Source organism: Brevundimonas sediminis, from assembly GCF_048799765.1.
GTDB lineage: Bacteria > Pseudomonadota > Alphaproteobacteria > Caulobacterales > Caulobacteraceae > Brevundimonas.
The window spans coordinates 97895-123409 of sequence record NZ_JBLYQK010000002.1; the positions used below are offsets into that span (position 1 = coordinate 97895).

Sequence of the window (25515 nt, forward strand, 5' to 3'; positions counted from 1 at the left end):
TGCCCCGGGGTCAGGGCCTGTACGCGCCGGGGAGGGCGGCGATTTCCTCCGCGGTCAGCTTGCGGCTGATCCGGACGCGGCAGACCTCGGCGGCGGACGTGGAGCCGGGCACCACCAGACGCGCCCAGTCGGTCGTGCACAATCTTGAACCGCCGACGCCGCCGAAGTCCGGAAGAATGGCCATCCGGTTGGCGAAATCCAGATCGCGACATCCGCCGGCGGCGCTCAGCTCGTAGACGTCGTCCCGGCCGACGCGCAGGTAGACCTCGTTCGAGCGGCCCTGACGGAAATTGGTGACCTGCTGGACGCTGAAGCATTCACGGGCCCGCGGCGTGGCGGACGCGCCGTCCGTTGAAGCGGTGGGCGCGCAGGATGCGATCATCAGGGCGGCAGAGGCGCCGACACAGGCGAGGACAGGCATACGCATGACAATCTTCCCTCTCTGACCCCCGTCAGAGATCAGCGTCGGACGTCCCGTCGGGTTGCGCAAGTCCCTCGCGTGAAATGAAGCGCTGCGGCGCGATCCGCGCCGCCAGATCCCGGGTGAGCGGGGACGGGGCGGCGCACGCGAGCGCGACGATGTGCTCCGCGAGCAGGGGGGCGACACAGAACCCTCTCGACCCCAGCCCCCCCAGAATGAACAGTCCGTCGCCCAGCGGACCGGCCACCGGCAGCCGATCGGGAGTCGTCGCCCTCACCGCGACGCGGGAGCGGGTCTGACCGGAAGCGTCGACCCGACGGCCCAGTTCCGGCAGGCGCCCGGCAAGGGTGGCGCGATTGCGGGCGGTCGCGTCTCCGGACGGTGTCGGGGTGGTGACGCCGCGGTCGTGGGTCGCCCCGAACAGAAGTCCGCTTCCGGTAGGGACGGCATACCCTCCCCAGGCGACGGGAGGGCTGTCGACGCCCGCCGCGACATCCGCCTGCCCGGCCACCGGCGCCAGGGGCATGCTCGTCCGGAGCGCCGCATTGCCCCAACCCGCTGCGAGCACGACCACATCGGCCTTCAGGATCGTGCCGCCTGACCCGTCGATCAACCGCCACCCGTCTTCGCCAGGCTGGAGGTCGACAACGGTCGCGGATTTCACATCGACCGCTGAAAGCCAGTCGTCCAGTACGGCTTGCGGGCGAATTGCGAGGGCATCGCGCATCAGCAACCCGCCGGTCTCGCAGGGCTCGGCGAGATGGCCGGCGCAGGCGTCGGCGTCGAGCACCGTCATGCCGCCGTCACTCCAGACATCCTGCGCGGCGATCTTGAGGTGCCGTTTCACATCACGCGGCATCTGCTCGAGTTGCAGAACGCCTCCGGCGAGGACGGCGCCGGGCGTGGCGGCGTAAAGCGCGCCGGCCCGCTCCAGCGCGGTGGCGTAGAGGGCCGCGATCTCCCGATCGCCCGCATCCAGTCGGGGGGTCACCAGCGAGGCGTCGAACCCTGAGGCGCCCGCGCCGGGCCGATCGGCCTCGACCACGGTCGGATGGAGGCCGAGGGCCCCGAACGCGCGGGCCAGGGCCGCCCCGGCGATGCCCGCGCCGATGATGGCGACGGAGGGCGGGGCCCGTTCGACGTCGACGTCTTCCCGCCACGCCTCCAGCCGTTCCCGCTTGCGGCCGTGACCCGGCCGTTTCTCGACCCGGAAGCCCCGGGCCGCGAGGCCTCGCCGGACCTGCCCGGCGACCGTGAAGGTTGCGATCCGGGCGCCCGGCGCGGACCGGGCGGCGATCAGGTCCATCACGGTGTCCGACCACATGTCCGGATTGGTCGAGGGGGCGAAGCCGTCCAGGAACCAGGCGTCGGCCTGTCCGGCCCACTGGGCCAGAGCGGTCTCGACGGGGCCTACGTAAAGGTCCAGCACCGCATCAAAGGCGGGCAGGTCCAGCCGGTGCAGGCCCGGGGTGGCCCGGGGCCAGGCCGCCAGCAGCGCTTGCGCGGCGTCGGCGATCTCCGGCCAGGCGGCCAGCGCGCGGGCCGCCTCGTCGCGGGAGAGCGGAAACCCCTCGACGGAGAAGATGTGCAGACGGCCGCCCTGCGGTCGTTCCTGTCGCCACAGGTCCAGGAGGGCGGCGATGTTCAGCCCGGTCCCGAAGCCCAGTTCGGCGACGGTGAAACGCCGGCGTTCCCGCCAGATGTCGGGAAGACCGCATCCCGAGAGGAAGACGGCGCGGCTTTCGGCCAGACCATCCTCGCGGGAGAAGTAGACGTCGTCGAAACGGCCCGAACGGGGCGCACCGTCATCGGTCCAGAGCAGGCGGGGCGAACGATCGTCGGTCATCGCCCTCCCCTACACGCGGTGGCGGGGCGATCAAACGGCGCCCTGCCTAGTGGCCTGCGTCTTCGTGATGCTCTTCGGCGGGAGCCGGAGCGGCGGTCTCTGAAGGCGCGGCGGCTTCGGCTCCGGCCTGCTGCGCCATCACGGTTGTGGCGGCGGAATCGGCGGCGGCGCGGGCGTCGGCCGCAGCCTGTTCAGTCGAGACCGTCGCGGCCTCGAGGGAGGCTTCGGACGCCGCCTCGGCATCCGAGGAATGGGCGGGCGCCTCGGTTTCGGCGGCGCCGCAGGCGGCGAGGGACAGCGCGGTCGTGGCGACGGCGATCAGGGGGATGATGCGCATGGGGCGATCCTTCCAATACGTTCGGGGCGAGCCCCGGCAGGACTCGAGCTAAAGGGAGCGGGAGAAGCCGCGCAAGTTAAAACCCGGCCATGTCGCCCGCCGGCGAGGGACCTTACTCGGTCGGTGCGGCGGCGAGCGTTTCTTCCATTTCGGCGAAGGACGGCTGGGCGGGCGAGGGAATGTCGCCGCGACCGATTTCAACCGAAATCTGGGCCGCGTTGCCGTGCAGGTGGGCGACCAGCACCGACTGGATGATCTTGTAGTAGGCGGCTTCCTCGTCGACGATCGACTTCAGACGTGCGGCCAGCGGACCGACCAGGCCATAGGCCAGGAACACGCCCATGAAGGTGCCGACCAGGGCGCCGCCGATCATGGTGCCGAGGATTTCCGGCGGTTCGGTGATCGATCCCATGGTCTTGATCACGCCCAGCACGGCCGCGACGATACCGAGGGCCGGGAGGGCGTCGGCGAGGTTCTGCAGGGCGTGCGGGGCGCCGAGGTGTTCGTGGTGGTGCTTCTCCAGCTGCTTCTCCATGGCGTCCTCGATCTGATGCGGATCCTCGAGGTTCATGGTCATCATGCGCAGGGTGTCGCAGATGAAGTCCGTGGCGAAGTGGTCCTTCAGCACCTTCGGATATTTCTGGAAGATGGTGCTCTCGGCCGGCTTTTCGATATGGCTCTCAAGCGCGATGACGCCCTTGGACTTCATCGTCTTGGTCAACTGGAACAGTAGGGACAGCAGGTCCTTGTAATCCTGCTTCTTCCACTTCGGGCCGGCGAAGGTCTTGCCCAGTCCGCCCAGCGACGCCTTGATCACCGGCACGCTGTTGGAAATCAGAAAGGCCGCAATGCCCGCGCCGCCGATCGCCATAAGCTCGTGCGGCGCGGCGTGCATGATCACCTCGAACTTGCCGCCCGAGATGGCGTAGCTGCCGAACACGAGGCCGAACAGCAGGACGATGCCGATGATCTGGAACATGGAAGACGGTAAGCCCCAACGCGCGCGAGAGGCCCTGATCTTCGTGGTTAATGATTAACCGGCGATTGCCGGGGGCGCGGCTAGAGGCGGGTTTCACCACTCAGGATGGCGGCGCGCCCGGTGTCGGTCAGCTTGGTGTAGCCGCTCTTGCCACCCCTGACGTAAAGGGCGCCGTCGACCTTGTCCGGATCAAAGCCGTCGGCGACCAGGTCGACCTTCCGGTACTTGAAGGTGCCGGTCGTCTCGGCCGCCTTGATCAGCCGGATGAAGGCCGGGCGGGCGTAGGAGGGCAGCTCCTGGTCGACCCACTCCGCGAAGGCCTTGGCCGAGAAGCGGCCGTCGACGACCAGCGCCACCATCCCGGCCTTGCCTTCCTGTCCGGGCACCGGCACGCCGTAGGCGATGACCTCCTTGATCCCCGGTGCGTCGGCCAGGCGCTGCTCGACCTCCGCGGTCGAGACATTCTCGCCCTTCCAGCGATAGGTGTCGCCGATCCGGTCGATGAAATAGAGATAGCCGTCGGAATCCTGCTTCATCAGGTCGCCGGTGCGGAACCAGCGATCGCCCCGAACGAAGACGTCGCGCAGGATCTTCTTTTCGGACGCCGCCTTGTCAGCGTAACCCGAGAAGGCGTGACGGGTGTCGTCGCCGATCTGGCCGATCGCCTCGCCGACCTCGCCGGGCCTGGCCAGCTGGCACAGGCCATCCGACCCGCGTACCGGCAGTTCGGTGTCGAGGTCGAAGCGTACCAGCTTGCAGTTGATCTGCTTCTTCAGGAAGCCCGGGACCCGACCGATGGCGCCCGGCTTTCCGTCGAAGTTGAACAGGGAGACGTTGCCCTCGGTCGAGCCGTAGAACTCCATGATGTTCGGCACGGCGAACCGCTTCTGGAAATCCTCCCAGACATCCGGCCGCAGGCCGTTGCCGAAGGCGAGGCGCAGCTTGTGGGCGCGCTCATCAGGGCTTTCAGGGCAGTTGACGAGATAGCGGCACAGCTCGCCGATGTAGACAAACAGGGTGGCGCCCGAGGCCTTCACGTCCGGCCAGAAGCTGGAGGCGGAGAACCGCTTGCGCAGCACCAGCTTGCCGCCGTTCAGCAGGGCCGGACCGATGCCGACCAGGCCGCCGGTCGAGTGGTAGAGGGGCAGGACGTTGAAGGTCACATCCTTCTCGCCGCTGGCCGTGGCGCCGGCGAAGGCGCGCATGTAGGTCCGGGCCCGGGCGTGGGTGATCTTGGCCGCCTTGGGCAGGCCGGTGGTGCCCGAGGTATAGATGTACAGGGCTGTGTCCCGGTTCGTCAGCCCCGAGCGGATCGACCGGGCCGGACGCACCGAGGAGCCGCCCCGCACCGGCTTGTCGAGGCCGCGGCGTTCGTCGGCCTCATCCGCGTCAGCCAGGCCGAGGACCCACAGCATCATGTTGCGCTCGACCAGCGGCCGGGCGTCCTCGACCGCCCGCCAGCAGTCCTCGTCCGTGACCACCTGCGAGGCGTTCGAGATGGCCAGACAGTGGGCCAGCGCGTGGCCGGTCAGATTGGTGTTGATCAGGGCCGTGCCGACCCCGACCTTGGCGAACCCCATCCAGGCGGCGATGTACTCGGCCCGGTTCTGCATCACCAGGGCGACCGTATCGCCCCGCTTCAGCCGTCGGCTGACGGCCCAGTGGCCGAAGCGGTTCGCCATGGCGTCCAGCTCGCGATAGCTGACGCTGCGACGGTCGTCCTGGACGGCGATGTTGTCGGCGAACCGATCGACGGCCTCTTCCCAGTCGTCACAGACCAGATCGGGGCTGTCCATGGTGATCGGCTTGATGCGTCCGAGCAGCAGGCGCAGGCTCTTCACGAACCGCATGTCGCGTCGGATGTTCGCTACCAGACCCATAGTCACGTCCACTCGTCAGAAGCCCCCTGTGGTGATGAACAAGCCAGAGAGCCGGGTCAACCGGCGGGGGAATCCGGAGCGTGTTTTTGAAGGCTTGCGAACAGTTTGCGAGCGATTTGCGACCGTGCGTGGCGCCTTTGCGGCGGTGACGCAGGGTCACGTCCCGGTCATGGGACCGCCCTTGTCCGGCGCCGCTTCCGCCGCAACTGTGTCGGGAACGGTGTTTCTTCAGGACATTGCGACGGTTGGCGGAACCGCGATCTCTGCGTCGGGTTCTGGACGCCACGCAAAGAGGAGGAACACGATGTCCGTGACCTATACCGAAGATCGCGCTGAAGTGCGTGAGGACGCCTTTGTCCCCGTCTACGCCCGCAAGCGCTCGAGCGGCCGCAGCAAGGGCGGCGTGAAGACCTGGATGATCCTGGCGCCGGTCGGCGTCCTGCTCGTCGGGGGCGCGGCTGCGGCCATGATGATGGGCGGCGGCGAGGACACGGCGCCGCTGGTCGAGCCCGCCGCGACCGCCCCGGTGGTTCCGGCCGCCTCCACACCCCTGACCGCGCCGGCTGCGGACGCCATGACGCCGGTCGAGGCCGCGCCGTCGATTGAACCTGCGGCGACTCCGGCTCCCGTCCGTCGTGAGGCAGCGCCGGTTCGTCGATCGCCGACGGCCCGACCGCAGATCCCGGCGGAGCCGGCCGCGCGGGTGACCGTGGCCCCCTCATCGCCGGAAACCTCGGCGTTGAATGCGGCCCCGGTTCGGACCGGTCCCGAGGAGTCGGTCACCACCACGCCGACGACCCCGCCGCCGTCGATCGTGGTCCAGCCGCTGGACTGATCGGAACACAGGTGAAAGCTCCGGCCGGCGCCGGGGCTTTTGCTGTGTCAGGCCGCAGGCGAAACCCGCCAGATCACATTCCCGACGTCGTCCGCGACAAGCAGACCGCCGCGGGCGTCGAACTGGACGCCGACCGGGCGACCCATGGCCTGTCCCTCGTCATTCAGGAACCCGGTCAGGATATCTTGCGGCGCTCCGTCCGGAACGCCTCGGGCGAAGGGGACGAAGATGACCTTGTAGCCGTTGCGGGGTCTCCGGTTCCAGGAGCCGTGCTGGCCGATGAAGGCTCCGCCCCGATACCGGGCCGGAAACAGATCGCCTTCCCCGAAGGTCAGCCCGAGCGATGCGGTGTGGGCCCCCAAGGCGTAGTCCGGCCTGAGCGCGCGGGCGACGAGCGCGGGGTTCCGGGGCTCGACGCGCTCATCGACGATCTGGCCATAGTAGCTGTAGGGCCACCCGTAGAAGCCTCCCGGGGTGACCGAGGTCATGTAGTCGGGGACGAGGTCATTGCCCAGTTCGTCCCGTTCGTTGACGGCGACCCAGAGCTTGCCGCTATCGGGCTGCCAGGCCAGGCCCACCGGATTTCTCAGTCCCGAAGCATGGACGCGCCGGGCGCCTGTCGCGGGATCGATCTCGAGAATGGCGGCGCGTTCGACCTCCTCGTCCATCCCGTTCTCGCCGATGTTCGAGTTGGAGCCGACCCCCACGTAGAGCCTTGAACCGTCGGGACTGGCGACCAGGCTCTTGGTCCAGTGATGGTTCCGGCCGGCCGGAAGATCCGCCACCTTTCGCGGCGCGGCCGTGATCCGCGTGTCGCCGGTCCGGTAGGGGAAGGCGACGACAGCGTCGGCGTTGGCGACGTACAGGGTCTCACCCACCAGGGCCATGCCGAAGGGCGAGGTCAGATTTTCCAGCAGGGCCGTGCGGGTCTCGGCGACGCCGTCGCCGTCGGCGTCGCGCAGCAGGGTGATGCGGTCCGCGCTTTCCGCCCGTGCGCCGGCGCGCCTCATGATCAGCTTCTGCGCCCAGGCCCGGAACCCGCCGCCCGCGCCGTTGTCCAGCCCCTCGGGCTTGGGCGGCGCGTTGCTCTCGGCGACAAGAATGTCGCCGTTGGGCAGACGATACAGCCAGCGCGGGTGGTCCAGGCCTGAGGCGAAAGCCTGCACCCGGAAGCCCGGTGCGGGCGTCGGCGTACGTCCCTCGGGCCAATGGGTGGCGTCTGCGATGTTCACCGTCGGCAGCAGGGTCGTGCGAGGACCGGGCAGGGTCGGGGTCGGGCCGAAGCCCTCCGCCGGATCGAGTGTCGAGTCCGTGCTGCAGGCGGCGAGGGCCAGAACGGTCAGAACGACGAGGGCGGCCGGGCGCATTCGGGCTCCTTCAGCGAGGGGGCAGGGCAGGGAACTCCAGACGGCTGACATCATACCCGAGGCCGCGCGCCCGGCCAGTCAGCGTCTCGACCTGCGCGGGGGTCGGCACGTCGCGTGTGAAGATGAACAGTCGTTCGAAGGTCGGATCGGCCGAGATAAACCAGGTATAGGCGTCGTCGTGATCCAGAACCCAGTAGTCCCAGGTGACCAGTCCGCCGAAATAGCGGACCCTCAGCTTGGTGTTCGTACCGGGGTCAAGGATCTCGCCCCGGCCGCCGATGGATTTCTCGCGACCACCCGGCTGACCTTCCTCGCAGGTGTCGCGAACATCCACCCGGTCGGGCGAAACGAGCACATAGTTCGACGCGCCGGCCACGCAGCCGTCTGTCAGACGATCGGGGAGGCGGGCGACCTCAAGCCATCGGCCGGACCACAACCGATCGGCGTCGACCGGTCGTGCCGGCTGCGGCGCGCGATAGTCGGAGGGCGAGGGCGCGGTCACGCAGGCCGAGAGGGCGGAGCCCAGGACAAGGGTGAGGACGAGGGGGCGCAGGGACATGGAAACCTCCGGAGCGACTTGAACATCACTGATACGTCGCTGTTCCCCGCCTGGACTTGTGGGGGCCCGGGCGCGCACATATCTGCGGGCGCCACGGGAGAGGGCGCATGCAGCCGGCAATCGTTATCAAGGGTCTGACAAAGACCTACAAATCGGGCGTGCACGCCCTTCAGCCTGTCGATCTGACCATCGGCAAGGGTGAGATTTTCGCGCTTCTGGGTCCGAACGGAGCCGGCAAGACGACGATGATCTCGATCATCTGCGGCATCGTCACGGCCTCGACCGGAACGGTCCTGGCCGACGGTCATGATATCCGCAAGGATTACCGGAAGGCCCGGCAGGCCATCGGCCTGGTGCCGCAGGAACTGACCACAGACGCGTTTGAGACCGTGCTGGCGACGGTGACCTTCAGCCGGGGACTGTTCGGGAAATCCCCCAATCCCGCCTACATCGAGCAGATTCTCCGGGATCTGAGCCTGTGGGACAAGAAGGACGCCAGGATCATGACCTTGTCCGGCGGGATGAAGCGCCGGGTGATGATCGCCAAGGCCCTGAGCCATGAACCCGATATTCTCTTCCTCGACGAGCCCACCGCCGGCGTGGACGTCGAACTGCGCAAGGACATGTGGGAGATGGTCCGCAAGCTGCGAGAGCGCGGCGTGACCATCATCCTGACCACCCACTACATCGAGGAGGCCGAGGAGATGGCCGATCGGGTCGGGGTGATCCTGAAGGGGCAGCTGATCCTCGTCGAGGAGAAGACCGCCCTGATGAAGAAGCTCGGTCGCAAGACTCTGACCCTGCAGTTGCAGGAACCGCTGGCGGCGATCCCGTCCGAACTGGCCGACTGGAAGGTCGAGCTGAAGAATGACGGCTCCGAGCTCGAGTACGTCTTTGACGCCAATGCGGAGGAGACCGGCGTGCCCGGCCTGCTGCGAAGGCTCGAGGCGTCCGGGGTCGGCTTCAAGGACCTGTCCACGAAGCAGAGCTCTCTGGAAGACATCTTCGTGGGCCTCGTCCACCAGTCGCGGACGGAGGCGGCGTAATGGCGTTCAACGGTTACGGCGTCTGGGCCATCTACCGGTTCGAGATGGCGCGCGCCCTGCGCACCTTCTGGCAATCGATCATCACGCCCGTGGTGACGACGGCGCTCTATTTCGTGGTCTTCGGCACGGCCATTGGCGGCCGGATCGAGGAGGTGTTCGGTGTGCCGTACGGGGCGTTCATCGTTCCCGGCCTGATCATGCTGAGCCTGTTCACCAACTCGATCTTCAACGGATCGTTCGGCATCTACTTCCCGAAATTCACCGGGACGATCTATGAGCTGCTGTCGGCGCCGGTATCGCCCTTCGAGACGGTGCTCGGCTACGTCGGCGCGGCAGCGACCAAGTCGGTCATTCTGGGGCTCATCATCCTGGGCACGGCGGCGTTCTTTGTGCCGCTGCAGATCCTGCATCCGTTCGCGATGCTGGCCTTCCTGGTGCTGATCTCGGCCACCTTCAGCCTGTTCGGTTTCATCATCGGCGTCTGGGCCCAGAGCTTCGAACAGCTGAACTTCATCCCGATGCTGATCGTCACGCCGCTGACCTTCCTCGGCGGGGCCTTTTACCCGACGATCTGGCTGCCGGACGGCTGGCGGCTGGTCAGCCTGTTCAATCCGGTGGTGTATCTGATCTCCGGGTTCCGCTGGGCCTTCTTCGGTATCGGCGATGTGTCCATCCTCGTCAGTCTGGGCGCGACGCTGGGCTTCTTCCTGACCTGCCTGGCGATCGTCTTCTGGATGTTCCGCACCGGTTACCGCCTGAAGAACTAGGGCGTCACGAAACCGGCCAGATCACCCGCCACCTTCCGCGTCCCGGAACGTTTGGATGGCGCGCCAGCAGGTGCGGGAGGCGATATTGAGCGAGCGGAAGACCCCGGAAGCGAACGGAACTCCGGTGATCGGCGAGGTTCGGCCGGAACCGTTCCGGCGCGCCGTGACCTGGGGGCGGCCGCCGGCCGCCGTCTTCCGGGCCGGCAGCCTGCCGTCCGGCCGCGGCTCGTCCGCGGCGCCGCATCCCGTCCCGCCTGCGCCCCGCCCGCCCCGTCCGATCCCGCCGGGACCGACGGGGTCCATCCTGACAGGCTCGCTGATCCCGCGCGTTGCGCCGGCGGAACCGACGCCGCCCCGGGCGCCGGTTCCCGAGGTCTCGCCGGATCCTGAGGCGCCGCGGTTCGTGAGGCCGGATCCGGCTCCCCTCGCCGGTGCGGCCGATCTTCAGGTGCGCGCCCTTCCGGAGCCTGCGCCTGAGCCCGAGCCGGCGCCCGTGGTCGAGGCGTCCCGGGCGACGCGGCCGGAAATCGTCGAGCTGCCTGACATTGTTGTGACTGCGCCGCGCCGGGAGGATCCGACGGGCGGTTATCGCGGGACCTCGAACCGCCTGCCGGTCTATGCGGGCGCGGCTGTCGCAGTGCTGGCGCTCGGCCTTGCAGGCTGGTGGTGGCTGGGCCGTTCGGCCCCGGCGTCGGTCGAGGCGCCCGCGGCGTCAGCGATCCCTGCTCCGGCCATGTCCGGCGCCCCGGTCGCGGCTGACGAACAGCCGGTCGAGGCCGCAAGTGTCGGGAGTTCGGCCGGGCCGGTCGCGGAGGCGTCGCCGTCCGGGTCCGAAACGCCCGCAACACCGGCGAGGTCGGCGCCCCCGGCGGCGGCGATCCCGGCTCCGGCCGCGGTCAGTCCGTCGATCACGCCCGTTCGCCCGGGTCAGGCTCCGGCTGCGGCCCCGACCCCCGTACCGCCTCCTGCCGTGGTGGTGACGGCTCCGCCGATCGCCAGCGAACCGGCGGGTCCGCCGCCGACTGCCGCGACGCGGCCGCCGGAGGATCCCGATGCACCGATCGCCACCCGCCCGCAGTCCCTGGACTAGAAGTGTATCCCGACGTCAGCGCAGGGTGATGTAGCCCCGCTCCACCATACGGCGCAGGCCCTCATAGACCTCGGCCAGCTCTTCGTAGGCGGCCCGGGCTGCGGTCAGGCGGGCAATCTGGTCCACGGTCGCGGGGGTGCCGGATTCCGACTGCCGGAGGCCTTCGGACACCCATTTTCCCCGCGCCGTCGCGGTCATCACGGCAAGGCGTTGGAACACGGCGGGATCAAGGGCCGGGACCATGTGGCCCAGCACCTCGCGGTTGGCGATGAAGGCGGCGTAGTCGATCTGTTCCAGCAGGCCGCGCAGCCTTCGCTGTTCCTGCGGATCGATGTCCTGCGGTTCGAAATGATCCCTTTGCCGACGGTAGTTGCCGGTCTGCATGGTCGACATCGCGCCTCTCCCAACACGATTGTTCCTGGAGGTTGCGCCGCGTCGATTAACGGGGGGTTGCGGTCCTTGATCGGGTGAGATACTTAAGTGAATGCTTCAGCATCAAGATCCGCTCGACCACGCTTTCCAGGCCCTGTCGGATTCGACCCGGAGGAGACTGGTCGAGCGGCTGTCCGCGGGGCCGATGTCTGTCAGCGACCTCGCCGGCCCTCTGCCCATGTCGCTGTCGGCGGTGATGCAGCATCTCAAGGTCCTGGAGGCGGCCGGCCTGGTGCGTTCGGAAAAGGTCGGACGGGTTCGCACCTGCCGGGTCGAGCCCGGCGCCCTGACGGCGGCTGAGCACTGGCTCAACGCCCGCCGGCGATCTGTAGAGCGCGGTCTCGACCGGCTGGGCGTGTTTCTGGACGCAACGAAACCTGAAGGGGAGTGACGATGTCCGTTGAGATTCCGAAAGTCGCGCACGGCACGTTTGTGCTCAAGCGACGCTATGACGCCGCGCCCGGGCGGGTTTTCCGCGCCTGGGCCGACCCGGTCACCTTCCGTCGCTGGTTCGTTGAGGCCCCGGGGGCGACGGTTCACGACTGGCTCCACGATTTCCGCATCGGCGGCAGAGGCGGCGGCCGGTACCGGTTCGGGGGCGAAGACGCCGACACGGGCTTCAATGACACCCTGTTTCTGGACATCATCGAGAACCGCCGGATCATCCTGAGCTATGTCATGGGGACCGAGGCGGGAGGCGAGCGCGCGCGCTTCTCGGCCTCGCTGGCGACCATTGAGCTGGAGCCTGACGGTCCCGGCACGCAACTGATCTATACAGAACAGGGCGCCTATTTCGGCGCGGATGGCGCCGCCCATATTCCGCTGCGCGAGGAAGGCTGTGCCGCCATGCTCGAAAATCTGGCGCGTAATCTGGGGGAGGCGGCCTGATGGCGTTTGTTCTCTGGTCCCATCCCTATTCCGCCTACGGCCAGAAGACGGCGATCGCGCTCTACGAACTCGGGCTGCCGTTTGAACTGAAGCTGGTCGACGGCTCGGCCGGGGTGATGGAAGGCTTTCTTGCGGTGTCTCCGTTCGCCAAGATGCCCGCCCTGATCGACACGGAGGCGAACAGGACGGTGATCGAGTCCAGCATCGTCATCGAGCACCTTGACCGACGCGCCGGGGGCGGCCGGCTGATCCCTGCGGACCCTGATGCAGCGCTTGAGACCCGGCTGATCGATCGCATTCTCGACGTCTATGTGGGCGGCAACATGAATCGCATCGTGTTCAACCGTCTTGGCCGGGCGGGGACGCCCAACGAGACCGCCATGGCGCAGGATGCAGCGGAACTGCAGACGGCCTGGGACATGCTGGAGGGGCGGCTGGAGGACGGACGAACCTGGGGTGCCGGCGAGACATTCACCCTGGCCGACTGCGGCGCCGCGCCCCTGATGACCTACGCCCGGCGTCTGGTCCCGTTCGGCGAGAAGGCCTGGCATGCGCGTCTGATGGCCCGCCCATCCTTTGTGAGGGCTCTGGAAGACGCCGCGCCGTTCGGCGATCTGATGCCTGCGCCGCCGGCTGTCGACTAGGCGGCTCGCGGCTGCAGGACCATCAGGGTCGACTGGCCGTGAGCCAGAAGTCGACCCGCGCCGTCACGGATCGTTGCTTCCGCGGTGATGATCTGGCGTCCGGCGTTGATCACCCGACCTTCACAGACGACCGTGCCGGTGTCCGCCGTGATCGGGCGGGTGAAGTTGGTCTGGGTCGAGACCGAGGTGTAGCCGACGCCGGCGGGCAGGGTGGTGTGAGCCGCGCAGCCTGTCGCGCTGTCGATCAGGGTCAGGGCCCAGCCGCCATGCACCATGCCTTGCGGGTTCAGGATGTGCGGCCCGGTACGGCCTTCGAAGACCGCCACCCCATCGTCGATCCGGACAAGGTCGAAACTCATCGTCTGGCCGATCGTGGCGGGCGGAATGCGGCCGTCAATGACGGCTTGCAGGAGGTCCCGGCCAGGCATCTTGCCCATGGCCTCGGCGGTTGTTCGGGGAAGGTCGCTCATGCGGAGAGTCTGGGGGGTGTCGCCGGTCGCCGCAAGCACGCGGCGGATCGCCGCGAGGGGCTTCCGGGCCGAGGCTCCGCAGCCTAGCTCTCATCGGAACGCGAGGAGACCCGCATGCCCCTTCTGATGTGCCCGAACGACAACGCCGCGATGCAGACCCTGGAGAGAGGCGGGGTCCAGTTCGATATGTGCCCGACGTGCCGGGGAGTCTGGCTGGACCGGGGCGAACTGGAAAAGCTCATGGAGTCGGCGACGGCCGAGGGGCGGGCGTCGGCGCCACAGGCCGCGCCCGCGCCCCAGCAGGCCCCCTATCCTCCGCAGTACCAGCAGCCGTGGGGTCAGTCGGGCGGCTATCGCGACGACCGGCGCCATCGGGATGACGAGTACCGCTACAAGAAAAAGAAGCGCGACAGCATCTTCGATATCTTTGACTGACCCCGCCCGTCGGCCGCCTCAGGCCGCGAGGCCGGTGGCTTTCATCAGGACTTTCAACGGGCCGAGCGACTCCGGCGAAGCCGCGAGAGCGGCGCGGGTTTCGGGCGTCCGGAACAGCTTGATCGCCTCGGTCTTGGCGCGGTCCGCCGCCGGCCCCAACGGCGCGGTCTCTCCCGCAGCCATCCGGAGCAGGACCGCCAGCTTCTGGACGGGCGGCGCGGGGGAACGGGTCAAGAGGCTCACGATCCGGGCTTCCGCCTCGACCGTGCCGCCGACGGCGCCGATCGCCGCGGTGATGTCGCCCTCATCCTTGTCCGACAGGCCGCAGGCCCGCGCCGACTTCTGCAGGGCCGCCAGGGTGCCGAGCTTCTGGGCGGCGGTCTGCGTTGTGGCCTGCCGCATCTCTGTCTCGAACCGCAACGAGCCGACGCAGGCGGAAAGCCAGCGGGCGGCGGCCCGCTTGTTGGCGACGCCGGTGATGTTTTCGCACAGGCGGGCGAGGGATTCGGCCTCGCACAGCACCGTTTTGCAGGTCTTGACGAAGGCGGCGACGAAATCCGCCGTCACCATGGCCTTGGACCGCTCATTGAAGGCGTTCTGGACCTCTTCCAGCGTCAACAGCCGACCGGCCGTGGCGGTCAGGCCGGTCGCCAGCGCCCGAAGGATGTCGATTTCGCCGGAGGCGTCGCTGGGACGCAGTCGTCGCGGGCTCATCAGTTCACGCAGGACCATTCGCGCCAGGGCGGCGGACAGCAGGGGGAACTCCCCACCCTGGATCCGCTCTCCGAGCCGGGCGGCCGGGCCCTCGACCGCAGGGATCTGCAGCGCGATGCGCGGGTCGTGCCGGATCAGGATGTCCACCTCGCGGGGAGCCACCAGGCGAACGACCGCGGCCATCGCGGCGCCCTGATCGAGCGAGGGACCAAGAATATCGCCGAGCCCGCCACGGGATCCCAGCATCTCGCACAGGATCTGTTCGATCGGCACCAGCACCATCGCCCGCGGCTGTCCGTCCATCGGCGCCCGGTCGGCCAGATCCATCAGGCGCGCGAGCCGCGACCGTCCATCCTTGTGGGCTTCCAGGGCTGCGGCGATGACGCCGCCCATGATGAAGGCGCGATCAGTCTGTCCCTCCAGCCGGTGCGCCAGGTCGGCGAGCGAGTGATCGTCCAGGCCGGGGAATCGACCTTTCCGGCCGCTCGTCACCAGCCGCTCGATCGCGACATCCGCCAGGCGTTGATAGTGCCGGACCAGATCGTGGACCGGCTTCCCGTCCGCCTGCGCCTCGGGCACCGCCACCTTCTGGATCGCGTGTTGCAGCTCGACGCCCGTCGCATCCAGACGTTCGGCCAGATCGGGGCGGTGCAGAAGTTCGAAGGCGGTGACGCCCTGGCGCTGCAGCCAGTCCTCCAGCACCCGCCCGATCACCTCGCGGGCGGCGGGGGCGTAGAGGTCGTAGGGCGTTGCGCAGCGCGGGCCGGCGTCTTCCTCCGCCGTGACCCTTCGGGTCTGAACCTCCGGAACCCCCTTGGTCATCAGGGTGAGGCTGTTGAACTCCATCGTGTCGGGATCCAGCGTTTCCTTGGTCACCCGAACGGCGGCGGCATAGCCGTCGCGCAACAGATCCTCGGCCGTATCGATCGCGTGTCCCCGGTGTTCCGTTGCGATCTCGAGGGTCCACGACGACGGCGCGGTGCGTCGGATATAGACTTCATAGTGGATGGGGCCGGCCATTGGACGCTCGCGCAATTTGCCCGCATCCTGCTCCCGGAGACTTTAAAGGCGGGTTTCGTTGCGGATTCCGGCGGCGCGGCCCATCTTTTGCGCCGTAATCTAACCGCGATGACATAGAACGGTTACGCTTGCCGTGCGTTGAAGGCGCGGACGACCGGACTGCAAGGAGAAGCCGACTTGGCCAACATCACCCTGGTGGATGACGACGAAAACATCGTGGCGTCGGTTTCGCTGGCGCTCGAGAGCCATGGCCACAAGATCACGGCCTATCACGACGGCGCCTCGGGCCTCGAGGCCCTCGAGACCTCGCCGCCGGACCTGGCGATCCTTGATGTGAAGATGCCGCGCATGGACGGGATGGAGGTCCTGCGTCGCCTGCGGCAGACCTCGCAGATCCCGGTGATCATGCTGACCTCCAAGGATGAGGAGATCGACGAAATCCTGGGGTTCAACCTCGGCGCGGACGACTACATCCACAAGCCGTTCAGCCAGCGCCTGCTGATCGAGCGGGTGAAGGCCCTTCTGCGGCGGACCGGGGTCGACGGAGGCGAAGCCGAGCCGTCGGGCGAGAATTCCAACAAGGCCATCAAGCGCGGCAAACTGACCATGGATCCGGCGCGCCACGAGAGCATGTGGGACGGCAAGCCGGTCAAGCTGACGGTCACCGAGTTCCTTCTTCTGCAGGCCCTGGCCCAGCGCCCGGGCTTCGTGAAGAGCCGCGACAATCTGATGGACGCCGCCTACGACGATCAGGTCTATGTCGATGACCGCACCATCGACAGCCACGTGAAGCGCATGCGCAAGAAGTTCCGGGTCGTCGATCCCGAGTTCGACGCGATCGAGACCCTGTATGGCGTCGGATACCGTTACCGCGAGAGCTGAGCCGGAGGCGGCGACCGGGCCTCGTCCCCGCCGTACCCGCTGGTTCGGCGGGTCGCGGCTGGGCGGCCTGATTCTCGCGCTCAATCTGCTGAGCTTGCTGATCCTCTTCGTCGGCGCCCTGGCGCTGAACGAATGGCAGCGCGGTCTCATCGAGGCGCGGCAGGAAACCCTGAAGGCCCAGGCCGAGATGCTGGTTCGGGTGCTCGGCGAGCCGCAGATCGGCGTCACGCGCGGCTCCCCGACCCCCTATCTGGATTCCATCGAGGCCAGCCGCTGGTTACGCGACAACTTCATCCCGCGCGGGCAGCGGGCCCGTCTGTTCGACGTCGACGGCATTCCGGTCGCGGACAGCTATGAGGTGACGGAGGCTATCCCGGGCAGTCCCCTGCCGCCGGCCCGTCCCGCCGGGACCCCGGACGCCGAACCGGACGCCGCGGTGATCGCGGGCGCCAGCCGCAAACTCGAACAGGCCCGTCTGGCGCTCGCCGCCGAGGTCGAGGGCGCGCTGGAGGGGCAAGCCCAGGCGCAGGTGCGGATGTCCGAGACCGGCGATCGCGTGGTGTCGGTCTCGATCCCCGTGCGCCATGTCCAGCAGGTTCTGGGCGTGCTGACCCTCGAGGCCGGCGATGTCGACGAGACCGTCGGCGCCCAGCGGCGCGCCCTGATGCCGTTCGCCCTGGTCGCCCTCGCGGTGAACCTGCTCGGCTCCCTGCTGCTGCATCTGTTCGTCGCGCGTCCGGTGATGCGGTTGTCGGCAGCGGCTGATGAGGTGCGGCTGCAGCGCGCGCGCGCCATTTCCCTGCCCGATCTGGAAGGCCGAAAGGACGAAATCGGCGATCTGGCGCGTTCGCTGGAGTCGATGACCGAGACCCTTTCGGCCCGGATGGACGCAATCGAGGCTTTCGCCGCCGACGTCAGTCACGAGATCAAAAACCCCCTGACCTCGATCCGCTCGGCGCTGGAAACCCTGCCCCTGGTCAAGACAGAGGCCCAGCGCGAGAAGCTGACCGCCTTGCTGCAGCAGGACGTACGGCGTCTGGACCGGCTGATCACCGACATCTCCAATGCGTCGAGGCTCGATGCCGAGTTGAACCGGGATCGGCCGCGCGTCGTCAATCTGACGACCCTGCTGACCGACATCGTCGGGATCTACGAGGCCGGCCGAAAACCGGGCGAGGCCCGGGTGGTCTTCACGCCGCCTGCGGGGGAGAACGCCTTCATCGTCGGGCGCGACGGCCCTCTGGGGCAGGTGTTCCGCAATCTGATCGACAATGCGCGGTCCTTCAGTCCTCCTGACGGCGAAGTGCGCCTGACGCTCAAGCGGGATGATCTGGACGCGCGCCCGATCCGGGTGCTGGTCGAGGATGATGGGCCCGGCATCCCGCCCGAAAACCTCGAAACGGTGTTCGAGCGCTTCTACACCTCGCGTCCGCGCGGCACGGCTTTCGGAGCCAATTCGGGGCTCGGTCTTTCGATTGTCCGGCAGATCGTCGAGGCGCACGGCGGCGCCGTCCAGGCCGAAAACCGGCCGAGCGATACGGGCGTGGCCGGCGCGCGCTTCGAGGTCGCCCTGCCGGTCGCGCCGCCCGTGCGCCGACCGTGAGTGAGCCGTCGCTGACCCCGGTCCACCTGACGGTCGTCGCAAAATGGGCCCCGGGGCGCGGCTGGCGGGCGGCCGCCCTCCAGGGGCGTTCCGGCGCCGGCAAAAGTGATCTGGCGCTTCGGCTCATGGATCGGGGATGGCGGCTGGTGGCGGACGACTACGCCCACGTCTTTGCTTCCGGCGGCCGCCTTTTCGCGCGCGCGCCGGATGCGATCCGGGGACGGATCGAGGTCCGGGGTGTGGGAATTCTGCCTGCAAGAGAGCTGGAAATTGCCCCGGTCCTGCTGGCGGTGGTCCTGACGCATGAGCCGGTCGAGCGGCTGCCGGAGCCGGAAACGATGGTGATTTCGGGCGTCAGCTTGCCCGTTCTCAGGCTGGACCCCCGGGGGGCGTCGGCGGGTGAAAAGGTCGCGGCGATGATGGCCCGGCTTTAACCTGACGCGGAGTTGGGCTATTCCGCGCGGCTTGCGGCCGGTTCAAAGGACCGCCGTCACGCGGGGGCGAGAGTCTTGGTGAAGCCTTCATGATCGGGCTGGTGATCGTCACCCACGGAGGGTTGGCCTCCGAATTCCTGTCGGCGATGGAGCATGTCGTGGGCCCGCAGCGCGGGGTCGCGGCCATTTGCATCGGCCCTGAGGACGATATGGAGCGCCGCCGGCGCGACATCGTCGACGCCGCCCGCGCGGTGAACGACGGCGACGGCGTTATCCTGCTGACCGATATGTTCGGCGGCACCCCGTCCAACCTCGCCATCTCGGTGATGGAGGAAACCCATGCCGAGGTCATCGCCGGCCTGAACCTCCCGATGCTGATCAAGCTGGCCAGCGTCCGCGGCCGGGAGCCGCTGGAGTCCTGTGTCGCCCACGCCCAGGACGCCGGGCGCAAATATATCTCGGTGGCCAGCTGGGTGCTGCAGGGCGAAAAATGAGCGAGACCGTCGCCGCCACCCTGGGGATCTGCAACCAGCGCGGCCTGCATGCCCGCGCCTCGGCCAAATTCGTCAAGCTGGCGTCCAGCTTCGAGAGCGACATCCGGGTCACCCGCGACGGCGTTACCGTCAACGCCCTCTCGATCATGGGATTGCTGATGCTGGGCGCCGGCAACGGCTGCGAGGTTCATGTCGAGGCCGAAGGCCCTGACGCCGCCGAGGCGGTCGAGGCCCTCTCAGATCTGGTGAACCGCAAGTTCGACGAGGACCAGTAGGTCCAGAAGGTCAGAGGTCTTCGGCACGCGGCAGGATCGCGCCCACGTGCGCCACGCCCCGCTTGTCCGCGATCTTCATCTGCCGCGCCCGCTCGCGGGCCCCGGCCTTCTGCGCCTCCGAACGCGTCTCGTGACAATGCGCGCAGCTGACGCCCTCGACATAATGCGGTGAGGCCCGGCCCTCGGTGCTGACCGGCATGCGGCAGCCCCGGCACAGGGTGTGTGTGCCCTCGGACAGGCCGTGGCCGACCGCGACCCGCTCGTCGAAGACGAAGCACTCGCCTCGCCACAGACTCTCCGGCTCGGGCACCGTTTCGAGGTATTTCAGGATGCCGCCCTCGAGATGAAAGACGTCCTCGATCCCCTCGGCCCTGAGGAAGGCGGTCGACTTCTCGCAGCGGATGCCGCCGGTGCAGTACATGGCGACCCTCGGCGGCTTCGGCCCCGTCCCGGCGTGCTTCAGCAAGGCGCGGCCCTCTGTGCGGAACCACTCCGGGAAGTCCCGGAAGCTTCGCGTATTGGGCTGGATCGCGCCCTCGAACGCCCCGACCTGTCCCTCGTAGTCGTTGCGGGTGTCGATCACCAAGGTGTCGGGATCGGCGATCAGGGCGTTCCAGTCCGCCGGCGAGACATAGGTTCCGGCCTTGCCGGAGGGATCAAGGTCCGGCTCGCCCATGGTGACGATCTCGGCCTTGATGCGCACCTTCATCCGGTAGAAGGGCATGACCCCGGCAGAGGCGAATTTGACCTCCAGCGTATCGAAACCCGGGAGGGCGCGAATTCCGTCCAGCACGCGTTCGATGGCTTCGGGCGGGCCGGCGATGGTGCCGTTCAGGCCCTCATGCGCCACCAGCAGGATGCCGCGCACGTCCGGTTCGCACAGGGCGCGCAGTCTCGCCTGAACAGCTTCGCGGTCATTGATGCGCGCGAACCGATAGAGGGCGGCGATGCGGACTGGGTGCGTCATGGGCGATCGGGACCGTCGGTCCTGTCCTGTCTTCCATCCCGGAGGGATGGTGGAGCCGAGGGGAGTCGAACCCCTGACCTCGTCATTGCGAACGACGCGCTCTACCAACTGAGCTACGGCCCCCCAGACCCGACGGGATCGTCAGGTGCAGGCGAGCGCGCGACATACGAGCGCCGGACCGGTGGTGTCAACCGCTCGCGGCGCGGATCGTCGCGGATAGACGCGAATCCTTGGACAGCGACCCCTAACGCGCTAAAGGCAGGGCTTCCAATGCAGGAGACACCCCTTGGGTTACGCCATCGTCTGGCTGGTTAATACCGTCCTGTCGCTCATGACATGGGCGATCATCCTGTCCGCCATCCTGAGCTGGCTGTTCGCGTTCGACGTCATCAACAACCGCAACCGGTTCGTGGCCCAGCTCGCCATGTTCCTTGATGCCGTGACCGGACCGATCCTCGCTCCGTTCCGTCGGGTTATTCCGCCGCTGGGCGGGATCGATATTTCCCCGGTCGTGGCGATCCTGACCCTTCAGTTCCTCGGGATTCTGTTCAATCGCATGAGCGCGCCCTTCCTGATCGGGGTGTTCGGCTGACGGGCGCGGCGCGGAGGTCACGCCGCCGGGGTTCCGGGAGCGAGTCGATCTTCCGTGCTTGCACCGTTCGGCGACCGTCCTAAGGTGCCCGCCCACGGGGCCGCTGGCCTGAGACACGACCGGACTACATGACCACGATCAAGACAGTCGCCATCATCGGCGCGGGCCAGATGGGTGCAGGGATCGCCCAGACGGTGGCGACCGGCGGCTATGACGTGAAACTCTATGACGCCGCGGGTGATCGCGTGCCCCAGGCGCTGGGCGCGATCGCCGCCAGCCTGTCGCGCCAGATCGCGCGCGGGCTGATGAGCCAGGCGGAGGGCGACGCCGCCCTGTCCCGGATCAGCGCTGTCGCCGCCCTGCCCGAGGCCGCGAAGGCGGATCTCGTGATCGAGGCCGCCGTCGAGGACGAAGCGGTCAAGAAGGCGATCCTGACGGAGCTGTTGCCGCACCTCGGCGGGTCGACGCTGCTGGCCTCGAACACTTCCTCGATCTCCATCACCCGTCTGGCCTCGGCCACGGATCGGCCCGAACGCTTCATCGGCCTGCACTTCATGAAGCCGGCTCCGGTGATGAAGCTGGTCGAGATCGTGCGCGGCATCGCCACCTCGGCCGAAACCTATGAGGCCGCGGTCGCCTTCGCCGAGTCGCTGGGCAAGACGACGACCAACTCCGAGGACTTCCCCGCCTTCATCGTGAACCGCATTCTGGTCCCGATGATCAATGAGGCGATCTACACCCTTTACGAAGGGGTCGGGAACGTCGCTTCGATCGACAAGGCGCTGAAGCTGGGCGCCAACCACCCGATGGGGCCGCTGGAGCTGGCCGACTTCATGGGGCTGGATGTGGTGTTGGCCATCATGAACGTGCTTTACGACGGTCTCGCCGACAGCAAATACCGGCCATGTCCCTTGCTGGTGAAATACGTCGAGGCGGGCTGGCTGGGCCGCAAGTCGGGCCGGGGCTTCTATGACTATTCCGGCGAGACGCCGGTCCCCACCCGATGATCCGCCGTCTCGAGAAGCCCGAGGACTTCCCGGGCCAGCAGCGGGTGGTCTGGCGCAAGGAGCCGCAGCACACCGTGCTGGCGGTGCTTCTCGGCGTCTTCTGGCCGCCTCTGTGGATCACCCTGGCCATCTGGCGGCCGCACAACTGGGTGCCCGGGCTGGAGATGGACTGGCGGCTGCAGCTGTTCGGCCTGGGCCTGCTGGGCGTGCCGGCCATTCTCTGGCTCCTGGCGCAGGAGCGCCAGCGGACGGGACGTCCGGCGACCCGGCTGGGCGTGGTCTGGCGCTTCATGTTCTACGGCGGTCTTCTGGCCGTTATCCTCGCCGCCCTGTTCGCGTTCTGGCAGTTGATCCTTCAGTGGACGAACGCGGCCAATGTCGGGGAAGGCGTCGGCAGCAGCGAGACCACCCTGCTGATCTACGGCGTGGCGGGCATGCCCTTCGCTGCGGTGATCGGCGTCGCCTATGCCCTGTGGGCCGGACTGTGCGTGGCCTTCATCGCCTTCACGCCCCAGCCTGAGGTGCGCGACCGCCTTGGGGTCATGGGCCGCGGCGGCGCGGGCTGAAACCTTACCGCGAATTGGTTTGACCTGTCCGTCGCGGGCGGCGACGGTCGTCCCCGCTACTCGGGGGAGCCTGCCATGACCGCCACGGACACCGTAGATTCGCGTCTCGCGCCGATCGCGTTGAAGGACCGCATCTTCACCCTGGACATGCTTCGGGGGTGGGCCATCCTCGGCATTCTGGGGGTCAACGCCATGGCGTTCGCCTGGCCGATCGCCCTGGAGACTGACCCGACCCTGACGGCGCCCTGGGCGCATGACCACGCCAACATTGTCGCCGAGTGGGTCAAGGACGTCTTCTTCCAGGACAAGTTCCGGTCGCTGTTCTCGATGTTGTTCGGCGTGTCGATTTTCCTCATCGGCGGCCAGAGATATGACGAGGCCCGTGGTCCCTTGCTGACGCGCCGCCTTCTCTGGCTGGGCCTGTTCGGCCTCCTCCACGGCTTCGCCCTGTGGTTCGGGGACATCCTGCTCCACTACGCCTATACCGGTCTTCTGGTGATGATCGCCCGGTCGTGGTCGGCCAGGCGGCTGATCTGGACCGGCGCGCTCCTGAACGGCGTGTTCGCGGGGCTTTCGGCGGCCATGGCGCTGTTTGCCGGGATGATGGCCGGCGATCCCCAGGCGGCGCAGGGGGGCAATCCCTTCGCGACGACGCCGGAGCAGCTGGCGGCGATCATCGACGCCTACCAGGCGGGCTGGCCGGGCGCGCAGGTCGAGAACCTGAAGGCCGCCGTTTTCCTGCAGCTCATGAGCCTGACGCTGATTCCGATCACCGCCGCCCTGATGCTTCTGGGCATGGGTCTGTTCAAGGCGGGATTCCTGAGCGGCCGGTCCCCGACCTGGATCTACGTCCTGCTGCTGCTGCTGGGGGGCGCCAACCTGGCGGCGCTCGCCTGGTATGACTGGGCGTTTTACAGCGCTCTCCCCGGAGCGCCTGACCCGACCGCCGGCATGGCCGGCGTGATGGGCAGCTTTGCCCCCCTGATCACCCTTGCCTACGCAAGCCTGCTCATCCTGATGACCCGCTTCGGCCTGAAGGCGATCACGGCCGTCCTGGCGCCGGTGGGGCGGATGGCCTTCACCAACTACCTGACCCAGACCCTGATCATGACGACCCTGTTCTATATGCCGTGGGGGCCGCACTGGTTCGGAACCCTGGCTCCGGCCCAACTCTGGCTGGTCGTCGGCGGCGTCTGGATCGCCCAGTTGATCTGGTCCCCGCTGTGGCTTTCGGCGTTCAGCATGGGGCCTTTCGAATGGCTCTGGCGCTGTCTGACCTACGGCCGGCCCGTGCCTCTTTTGAAGCGCGAGACCGCCTGATCGTTGCCCGCGCGCGGCCTTTGGCTTAAGCGCGCGGCATGACCGACAATGCGCCCATCCGCCCTGAAGCCCGCAACCCCCGGGGGTTCGCCGATCGTCGGGGTCGCGACCTCGTCGCCGAGCGCCGCCTCGTGCATCGGGTGTCGGAGGTTTATGAGCGCTGGGGCTTTGAGCCGCTGGAGACGCCGGCCTTCGAGTACGTCGACGCCCTGGGCAAGTTCCTGCCGGACACCGACCGCCCCAACGAGGGGGTTCTGGCGCTGCAGGACGACGACGATCAGTGGATGGCCCTGCGCTATGACCTGACCGCGCCGCTGGCCCGTTTCGCCGCCCAGAACTGGGAAACCCTGCCCAAGCCGTTCCGTCGGTACGCCTTCGGGCCGGTCTGGCGCAATGAGAAGCCCGGCCCGGGACGCTTCCGGGAGTTCGTCCAGTGTGACGCCGACACGGTCGGCTCGGACCGTCCCGAGGCGGACGCGGAAATCATCGCCATGGCCTGCGAAGGCCTTCAGGCCGCCGGTCTGGCGCCGGGCCAGGCGGTGATCCGCGTCTCGAACCGCAAGCTGTTCGACGGGCTCTTTGAGGCCGGCGGCGTGACCGATCCGGCCCAGAAGCTGACCGCCCTGCGCGCCATCGACAAGTTCGATCGTCTGGGCTGGGAGGGCGTCGCCGCCCTGCTGGGCGAGGGGCGGCTGGATGACTCCGGCGACTACACCAAGGGGGCGCAACTCCCGCTGGCGGTAGCCGCGACCATCGAGGCCTTCCTCGCCTCGGCCGGTGACGCCGCCCTGAGCCGGGCGGAGACGCTGGAGGCCGTGGCGCGCGCCGGCGGACTGGGCTCTGTCGGGGAGGCCGCCCTGGAGGAGCTGGCGGCGATCGATCGGGCCCTGAACGCCATGAAGGTCAGTCAGGACGCCGTCCGCTTTGACCCGACCATCGTGCGCGGGCTGGAGTACTACACCGGGGCCGTGTTCGAGGCCGAGCTGCTCCTGGAGACGACCGACGACAAGGGCCGCGCCGTGCGCTTCGGCTCCATCGGCGGCGGCGGCCGCTATGATGATCTGGTGGCCCGTTTCACCGGCGAGCGCCTGCCGTCGACGGGCTTCTCGTTCGGGGTCTCGCGTCTGGCCTCGGCGCTGCGCGCGGCGGGCCGGACGGACGAGGATGCGGTGCGCGGCCCGGTGGTGGTGATCGTCTTCTCGGAGGCCGATATGCAGCACTACCTCGATGCGGTTTCCGAACTGCGCAATGCGGGGATCGCCGCGGAGCTTTACCTCGGCAAGGCCGGCATGAAGGCCCAGATGAAGTACGCGGACCGGCGGGGCGCGCCTGCCGCCGTCATCCTGGGCGGGGATGAGATCGCCGCGGGAACCGTGACCATCAAGGACCTGGATGCAGGCCGCGCGGCCGCCGCCGGCGTGGCTGACAACGAAGCCTGGAAGGCCGAGCGTCCGGGTCAGCAGGTCGTTCCGCGCGCCGACCTGGTGACGACCGTCCGGGGTATCGTCGGTTCCTGACGCACGACTGTGTGAGTTATCGCTGATAACAAAGGAAAAATCCCCGTCAGCGTCAGGGTCTTGATTGACTTGGCGCGGGAATTGTCGTCTTTCTGACGCACTCGGGAAGCGCAGCGTTTCGACGCAGC

29 protein-coding genes and 1 tRNA gene are annotated in these 25515 nt (G+C 67.9%); 18 read left to right on the forward strand and 12 right to left on the reverse strand.

The window, feature by feature from the left end; all coding sequences use genetic code 11:
- Positions 1–10 precede the first annotated feature (10 nt).
- The 5 genes from ACLQ7T_RS01990 to ACLQ7T_RS02010 all read right to left on the reverse strand — a co-directional run bounded on the left by ACLQ7T_RS01990 (position 11) and on the right by ACLQ7T_RS02010 (position 5463).
- On the reverse strand, positions 11–427 hold the full coding sequence (locus ACLQ7T_RS01990) for a DUF6491 family protein (RefSeq protein WP_420477890.1): 417 nt from the start codon (positions 425–427) through the stop codon (positions 11–13).
- A gap of 25 nt (positions 428–452) precedes the next feature.
- Entirely contained in the window at positions 453–2267 is a 1815-nt protein-coding gene (mnmC2, locus tag ACLQ7T_RS01995; protein WP_420477891.1) for a tRNA (5-methylaminomethyl-2-thiouridine)(34)-methyltransferase MnmC2, read from the reverse strand.
- 46 nt (positions 2268–2313) lie between these two features.
- Entirely contained in the window at positions 2314–2604 is a 291-nt protein-coding gene (locus ACLQ7T_RS02000; RefSeq protein ID WP_420477892.1) for a hypothetical protein, read from the reverse strand.
- 112 nt (positions 2605–2716) lie between these two features.
- Complete coding sequence (motA, locus tag ACLQ7T_RS02005; RefSeq protein WP_420470468.1) at positions 2717–3583, reverse strand: flagellar motor stator protein MotA; 867 nt, start codon at positions 3581–3583, stop codon at positions 2717–2719.
- 80 nt (positions 3584–3663) lie between these two features.
- Positions 3664–5463 carry a long-chain-acyl-CoA synthetase gene (locus ACLQ7T_RS02010; protein ID WP_420477893.1) on the reverse strand — a complete coding sequence of 600 codons (1800 nt, stop codon included), beginning with the start codon at positions 5461–5463 and terminating at the stop codon, positions 3664–3666.
- A gap of 304 nt (positions 5464–5767) precedes the next feature.
- Between ACLQ7T_RS02010 and ACLQ7T_RS02015 the strand changes: the two genes are divergently transcribed.
- Entirely contained in the window at positions 5768–6298 is a 531-nt protein-coding gene (locus tag ACLQ7T_RS02015) for a hypothetical protein (protein ID WP_420477894.1), read from the forward strand.
- A gap of 47 nt (positions 6299–6345) precedes the next feature.
- On the opposite strand, the gene ACLQ7T_RS02020 is transcribed toward ACLQ7T_RS02015, so the two are convergent.
- Complete coding sequence (locus ACLQ7T_RS02020; protein WP_420477895.1) at positions 6346–7665, reverse strand: PQQ-dependent sugar dehydrogenase; 1320 nt, start codon at positions 7663–7665, stop codon at positions 6346–6348.
- Between the two features lie 10 nt (positions 7666–7675).
- The gene (locus tag ACLQ7T_RS02025; RefSeq protein WP_420477896.1) at positions 7676–8224 is read right to left on the reverse strand and encodes a lipocalin family protein; all 549 of its coding nucleotides are present in this window, start codon (positions 8222–8224) and stop codon (positions 7676–7678) included.
- 107 nt (positions 8225–8331) lie between these two features.
- Here ACLQ7T_RS02025 and ACLQ7T_RS02030 point away from each other — a divergent pair, with 107 nt between their 5' ends.
- From ACLQ7T_RS02030 to ACLQ7T_RS02040, 3 genes are read left to right on the forward strand one after another with little or no spacing between them, the layout of a single operon-like run.
- A complete protein-coding gene (locus tag ACLQ7T_RS02030; RefSeq protein WP_420477897.1) occupies positions 8332–9270 on the forward strand; it encodes an ABC transporter ATP-binding protein in 939 nt (312 codons plus the stop codon).
- A complete protein-coding gene (locus ACLQ7T_RS02035) occupies positions 9270–10037 on the forward strand; it encodes an ABC transporter permease (RefSeq protein ID WP_420477898.1) in 768 nt (255 codons plus the stop codon). Before ACLQ7T_RS02030 ends, ACLQ7T_RS02035 begins: the two co-directional genes overlap by 1 nt.
- Positions 10038–10092: 55 nt before the next feature.
- Entirely contained in the window at positions 10093–11127 is a 1035-nt protein-coding gene (locus tag ACLQ7T_RS02040; protein WP_420477899.1) for a hypothetical protein, read from the forward strand.
- 15 nt (positions 11128–11142) lie between these two features.
- Here ACLQ7T_RS02040 and ACLQ7T_RS02045 read toward each other — a convergent pair whose 3' ends face one another.
- Complete coding sequence (locus tag ACLQ7T_RS02045) at positions 11143–11520, reverse strand: hypothetical protein (RefSeq protein WP_420470460.1); 378 nt, start codon at positions 11518–11520, stop codon at positions 11143–11145.
- 91 nt (positions 11521–11611) lie between these two features.
- Between ACLQ7T_RS02045 and ACLQ7T_RS02050 the strand changes: the two genes are divergently transcribed.
- The 3 genes from ACLQ7T_RS02050 to ACLQ7T_RS02060 are packed head-to-tail and all read left to right on the forward strand — an operon-like array spanning position 11612 to position 13091.
- On the forward strand, positions 11612–11950 hold the full coding sequence (locus ACLQ7T_RS02050) for an ArsR/SmtB family transcription factor (RefSeq protein WP_420477900.1): 339 nt from the start codon (positions 11612–11614) through the stop codon (positions 11948–11950).
- A 2-nt stretch (positions 11951–11952) separates the two neighbouring features.
- Positions 11953–12447: an SRPBCC domain-containing protein gene (locus tag ACLQ7T_RS02055; RefSeq protein WP_420477901.1), complete on the forward strand. Its 495-nt coding sequence runs from the start codon at positions 11953–11955 to the stop codon at positions 12445–12447.
- Positions 12447–13091, forward strand: coding sequence for a glutathione S-transferase family protein (locus ACLQ7T_RS02060; RefSeq protein WP_420477902.1), 645 nt, complete (start codon positions 12447–12449; stop codon positions 13089–13091). Before ACLQ7T_RS02055 ends, ACLQ7T_RS02060 begins: the two co-directional genes overlap by 1 nt.
- Here ACLQ7T_RS02060 and ACLQ7T_RS02065 read toward each other — a convergent pair.
- A complete protein-coding gene (locus ACLQ7T_RS02065) occupies positions 13088–13561 on the reverse strand; it encodes a PaaI family thioesterase (protein ID WP_420477903.1) in 474 nt (157 codons plus the stop codon). The two genes, ACLQ7T_RS02060 and ACLQ7T_RS02065, sit on opposite strands and share 4 nt — an antisense overlap.
- Before the next feature lie 114 nt (positions 13562–13675).
- Between ACLQ7T_RS02065 and ACLQ7T_RS02070 the strand changes: the two genes are divergently transcribed.
- The gene (locus ACLQ7T_RS02070; protein WP_420477904.1) at positions 13676–13996 is read left to right on the forward strand and encodes a TFIIB-type zinc ribbon-containing protein; all 321 of its coding nucleotides are present in this window, start codon (positions 13676–13678) and stop codon (positions 13994–13996) included.
- Between the two features lie 18 nt (positions 13997–14014).
- Here the strand turns inward: ACLQ7T_RS02070 and ACLQ7T_RS02075 are convergent, their stop codons facing one another.
- Complete coding sequence (locus ACLQ7T_RS02075; protein WP_420477905.1) at positions 14015–15730, reverse strand: hypothetical protein; 1716 nt, start codon at positions 15728–15730, stop codon at positions 14015–14017.
- Positions 15731–15907: 177 nt separating this feature from the next.
- On the opposite strand from ACLQ7T_RS02075, the gene chvI reads away from it, so the two are divergent.
- From chvI to ACLQ7T_RS02100, 5 genes are all read left to right on the forward strand, one after another.
- The gene (gene chvI, locus ACLQ7T_RS02080) at positions 15908–16612 is read left to right on the forward strand and encodes a two-component response regulator ChvI (RefSeq protein ID WP_420470456.1); all 705 of its coding nucleotides are present in this window, start codon (positions 15908–15910) and stop codon (positions 16610–16612) included.
- On the forward strand, positions 16581–18215 hold the full coding sequence (gene chvG, locus ACLQ7T_RS02085) for a two-component sensor histidine kinase ChvG (protein ID WP_420477906.1): 1635 nt from the start codon (positions 16581–16583) through the stop codon (positions 18213–18215). Before chvI ends, chvG begins: the two co-directional genes overlap by 32 nt.
- Complete coding sequence (locus tag ACLQ7T_RS02090) at positions 18212–18649, forward strand: HPr kinase/phosphorylase (RefSeq protein ID WP_420477907.1); 438 nt, start codon at positions 18212–18214, stop codon at positions 18647–18649. Before chvG ends, ACLQ7T_RS02090 begins: the two co-directional genes overlap by 4 nt.
- Positions 18650–18738: 89 nt before the next feature.
- Positions 18739–19143 carry a PTS sugar transporter subunit IIA gene (locus ACLQ7T_RS02095; protein WP_420470453.1) on the forward strand — a complete coding sequence of 135 codons (405 nt, stop codon included), beginning with the start codon at positions 18739–18741 and terminating at the stop codon, positions 19141–19143.
- Positions 19140–19418, forward strand: a complete 279-nt coding sequence (locus tag ACLQ7T_RS02100) for an HPr family phosphocarrier protein (RefSeq protein ID WP_420477908.1) — start codon at positions 19140–19142, stop codon at positions 19416–19418. The genes ACLQ7T_RS02095 and ACLQ7T_RS02100 overlap by 4 nt, the downstream gene beginning before the upstream one ends.
- 10 nt (positions 19419–19428) lie before the next feature.
- Here ACLQ7T_RS02100 and trhO read toward each other — a convergent pair whose 3' ends face one another.
- Positions 19429–20385: an oxygen-dependent tRNA uridine(34) hydroxylase TrhO gene (gene trhO / locus ACLQ7T_RS02105; RefSeq protein ID WP_420477909.1), complete on the reverse strand. Its 957-nt coding sequence runs from the start codon at positions 20383–20385 to the stop codon at positions 19429–19431.
- Between the two features lie 47 nt (positions 20386–20432).
- Positions 20433–20508, reverse strand: a tRNA-Ala gene (locus ACLQ7T_RS02110).
- Positions 20509–20671: 163 nt separating this feature from the next.
- Between ACLQ7T_RS02110 and ACLQ7T_RS02115 the strand changes: the two genes are divergently transcribed.
- The 5 genes from ACLQ7T_RS02115 (at position 20672) to hisS (ending at position 25387) form a co-directional block, all read left to right on the forward strand.
- A complete protein-coding gene (locus ACLQ7T_RS02115) occupies positions 20672–20977 on the forward strand; it encodes a YggT family protein (protein ID WP_420477910.1) in 306 nt (101 codons plus the stop codon).
- 128 nt (positions 20978–21105) lie between these two features.
- Positions 21106–21984: a 3-hydroxybutyryl-CoA dehydrogenase gene (locus ACLQ7T_RS02120; RefSeq protein WP_420477911.1), complete on the forward strand. Its 879-nt coding sequence runs from the start codon at positions 21106–21108 to the stop codon at positions 21982–21984.
- Positions 21981–22550, forward strand: a complete 570-nt coding sequence (locus ACLQ7T_RS02125) for a phthalate transporter (RefSeq protein ID WP_420477912.1) — start codon at positions 21981–21983, stop codon at positions 22548–22550. The genes ACLQ7T_RS02120 and ACLQ7T_RS02125 overlap by 4 nt, the downstream gene beginning before the upstream one ends.
- A 75-nt stretch (positions 22551–22625) precedes the next feature.
- The gene (locus ACLQ7T_RS02130; RefSeq protein ID WP_420477913.1) at positions 22626–23870 is read left to right on the forward strand and encodes a DUF418 domain-containing protein; all 1245 of its coding nucleotides are present in this window, start codon (positions 22626–22628) and stop codon (positions 23868–23870) included.
- A gap of 38 nt (positions 23871–23908) precedes the next feature.
- Positions 23909–25387 (forward strand): histidine--tRNA ligase, encoded by a 1479-nt coding sequence (hisS, locus tag ACLQ7T_RS02135; protein WP_420477914.1) that lies wholly within the window; start codon positions 23909–23911, stop codon positions 25385–25387.
- The last annotated feature ends 128 nt before the right edge of the window (positions 25388–25515 follow it).

What these genes read in the sequence shown, in the direction of transcription:
- ACLQ7T_RS01990 (WP_420477890.1), bottom strand. Translation starts at nt 427, where the DNA reads ATGCGTATGCCTGTCCTCGCCTGTGTCGGCGCCTCTGCCGCCCTGATG.
- mnmC2 (WP_420477891.1), bottom strand. Translation starts at nt 2,267, where the DNA reads ATGACCGACGATCGTTCGCCCCGCCTGCTCTGGACCGATGACGGTGCG.
- ACLQ7T_RS02000 (WP_420477892.1), bottom strand. Translation starts at nt 2,604, where the DNA reads ATGCGCATCATCCCCCTGATCGCCGTCGCCACGACCGCGCTGTCCCTC.
- motA (WP_420470468.1), bottom strand. Translation starts at nt 3,583, where the DNA reads ATGTTCCAGATCATCGGCATCGTCCTGCTGTTCGGCCTCGTGTTCGGC.
- ACLQ7T_RS02010 (WP_420477893.1), bottom strand. Translation starts at nt 5,463, where the DNA reads ATGGGTCTGGTAGCGAACATCCGACGCGACATGCGGTTCGTGAAGAGC.
- ACLQ7T_RS02015 (WP_420477894.1), top strand. Translation starts at nt 5,768, where the DNA reads ATGTCCGTGACCTATACCGAAGATCGCGCTGAAGTGCGTGAGGACGCC.
- ACLQ7T_RS02020 (WP_420477895.1), bottom strand. Translation starts at nt 7,665, where the DNA reads ATGCGCCCGGCCGCCCTCGTCGTTCTGACCGTTCTGGCCCTCGCCGCC.
- ACLQ7T_RS02025 (WP_420477896.1), bottom strand. Translation starts at nt 8,224, where the DNA reads ATGTCCCTGCGCCCCCTCGTCCTCACCCTTGTCCTGGGCTCCGCCCTC.
- ACLQ7T_RS02030 (WP_420477897.1), top strand. Translation starts at nt 8,332, where the DNA reads ATGCAGCCGGCAATCGTTATCAAGGGTCTGACAAAGACCTACAAATCG.
- ACLQ7T_RS02035 (WP_420477898.1), top strand. Translation starts at nt 9,270, where the DNA reads ATGGCGTTCAACGGTTACGGCGTCTGGGCCATCTACCGGTTCGAGATG.
- ACLQ7T_RS02040 (WP_420477899.1), top strand. Translation starts at nt 10,093, where the DNA reads ATGGCGCGCCAGCAGGTGCGGGAGGCGATATTGAGCGAGCGGAAGACC.
- ACLQ7T_RS02045 (WP_420470460.1), bottom strand. Translation starts at nt 11,520, where the DNA reads ATGTCGACCATGCAGACCGGCAACTACCGTCGGCAAAGGGATCATTTC.
- ACLQ7T_RS02050 (WP_420477900.1), top strand. Translation starts at nt 11,612, where the DNA reads ATGCTTCAGCATCAAGATCCGCTCGACCACGCTTTCCAGGCCCTGTCG.
- ACLQ7T_RS02055 (WP_420477901.1), top strand. Translation starts at nt 11,953, where the DNA reads ATGTCCGTTGAGATTCCGAAAGTCGCGCACGGCACGTTTGTGCTCAAG.
- ACLQ7T_RS02060 (WP_420477902.1), top strand. Translation starts at nt 12,447, where the DNA reads ATGGCGTTTGTTCTCTGGTCCCATCCCTATTCCGCCTACGGCCAGAAG.
- ACLQ7T_RS02065 (WP_420477903.1), bottom strand. Translation starts at nt 13,561, where the DNA reads ATGAGCGACCTTCCCCGAACAACCGCCGAGGCCATGGGCAAGATGCCT.
- ACLQ7T_RS02070 (WP_420477904.1), top strand. Translation starts at nt 13,676, where the DNA reads ATGCCCCTTCTGATGTGCCCGAACGACAACGCCGCGATGCAGACCCTG.
- ACLQ7T_RS02075 (WP_420477905.1), bottom strand. Translation starts at nt 15,730, where the DNA reads ATGGCCGGCCCCATCCACTATGAAGTCTATATCCGACGCACCGCGCCG.
- chvG (WP_420477906.1), top strand. Translation starts at nt 16,581, where the DNA reads ATGGCGTCGGATACCGTTACCGCGAGAGCTGAGCCGGAGGCGGCGACC.
- ACLQ7T_RS02095 (WP_420470453.1), top strand. Translation starts at nt 18,739, where the DNA reads ATGATCGGGCTGGTGATCGTCACCCACGGAGGGTTGGCCTCCGAATTC.
- ACLQ7T_RS02100 (WP_420477908.1), top strand. Translation starts at nt 19,140, where the DNA reads ATGAGCGAGACCGTCGCCGCCACCCTGGGGATCTGCAACCAGCGCGGC.
- trhO (WP_420477909.1), bottom strand. Translation starts at nt 20,385, where the DNA reads ATGACGCACCCAGTCCGCATCGCCGCCCTCTATCGGTTCGCGCGCATC.
- ACLQ7T_RS02120 (WP_420477911.1), top strand. Translation starts at nt 21,106, where the DNA reads ATGACCACGATCAAGACAGTCGCCATCATCGGCGCGGGCCAGATGGGT.
- ACLQ7T_RS02125 (WP_420477912.1), top strand. Translation starts at nt 21,981, where the DNA reads ATGATCCGCCGTCTCGAGAAGCCCGAGGACTTCCCGGGCCAGCAGCGG.
- ACLQ7T_RS02130 (WP_420477913.1), top strand. Translation starts at nt 22,626, where the DNA reads ATGACCGCCACGGACACCGTAGATTCGCGTCTCGCGCCGATCGCGTTG.
- hisS (WP_420477914.1), top strand. Translation starts at nt 23,909, where the DNA reads ATGACCGACAATGCGCCCATCCGCCCTGAAGCCCGCAACCCCCGGGGG.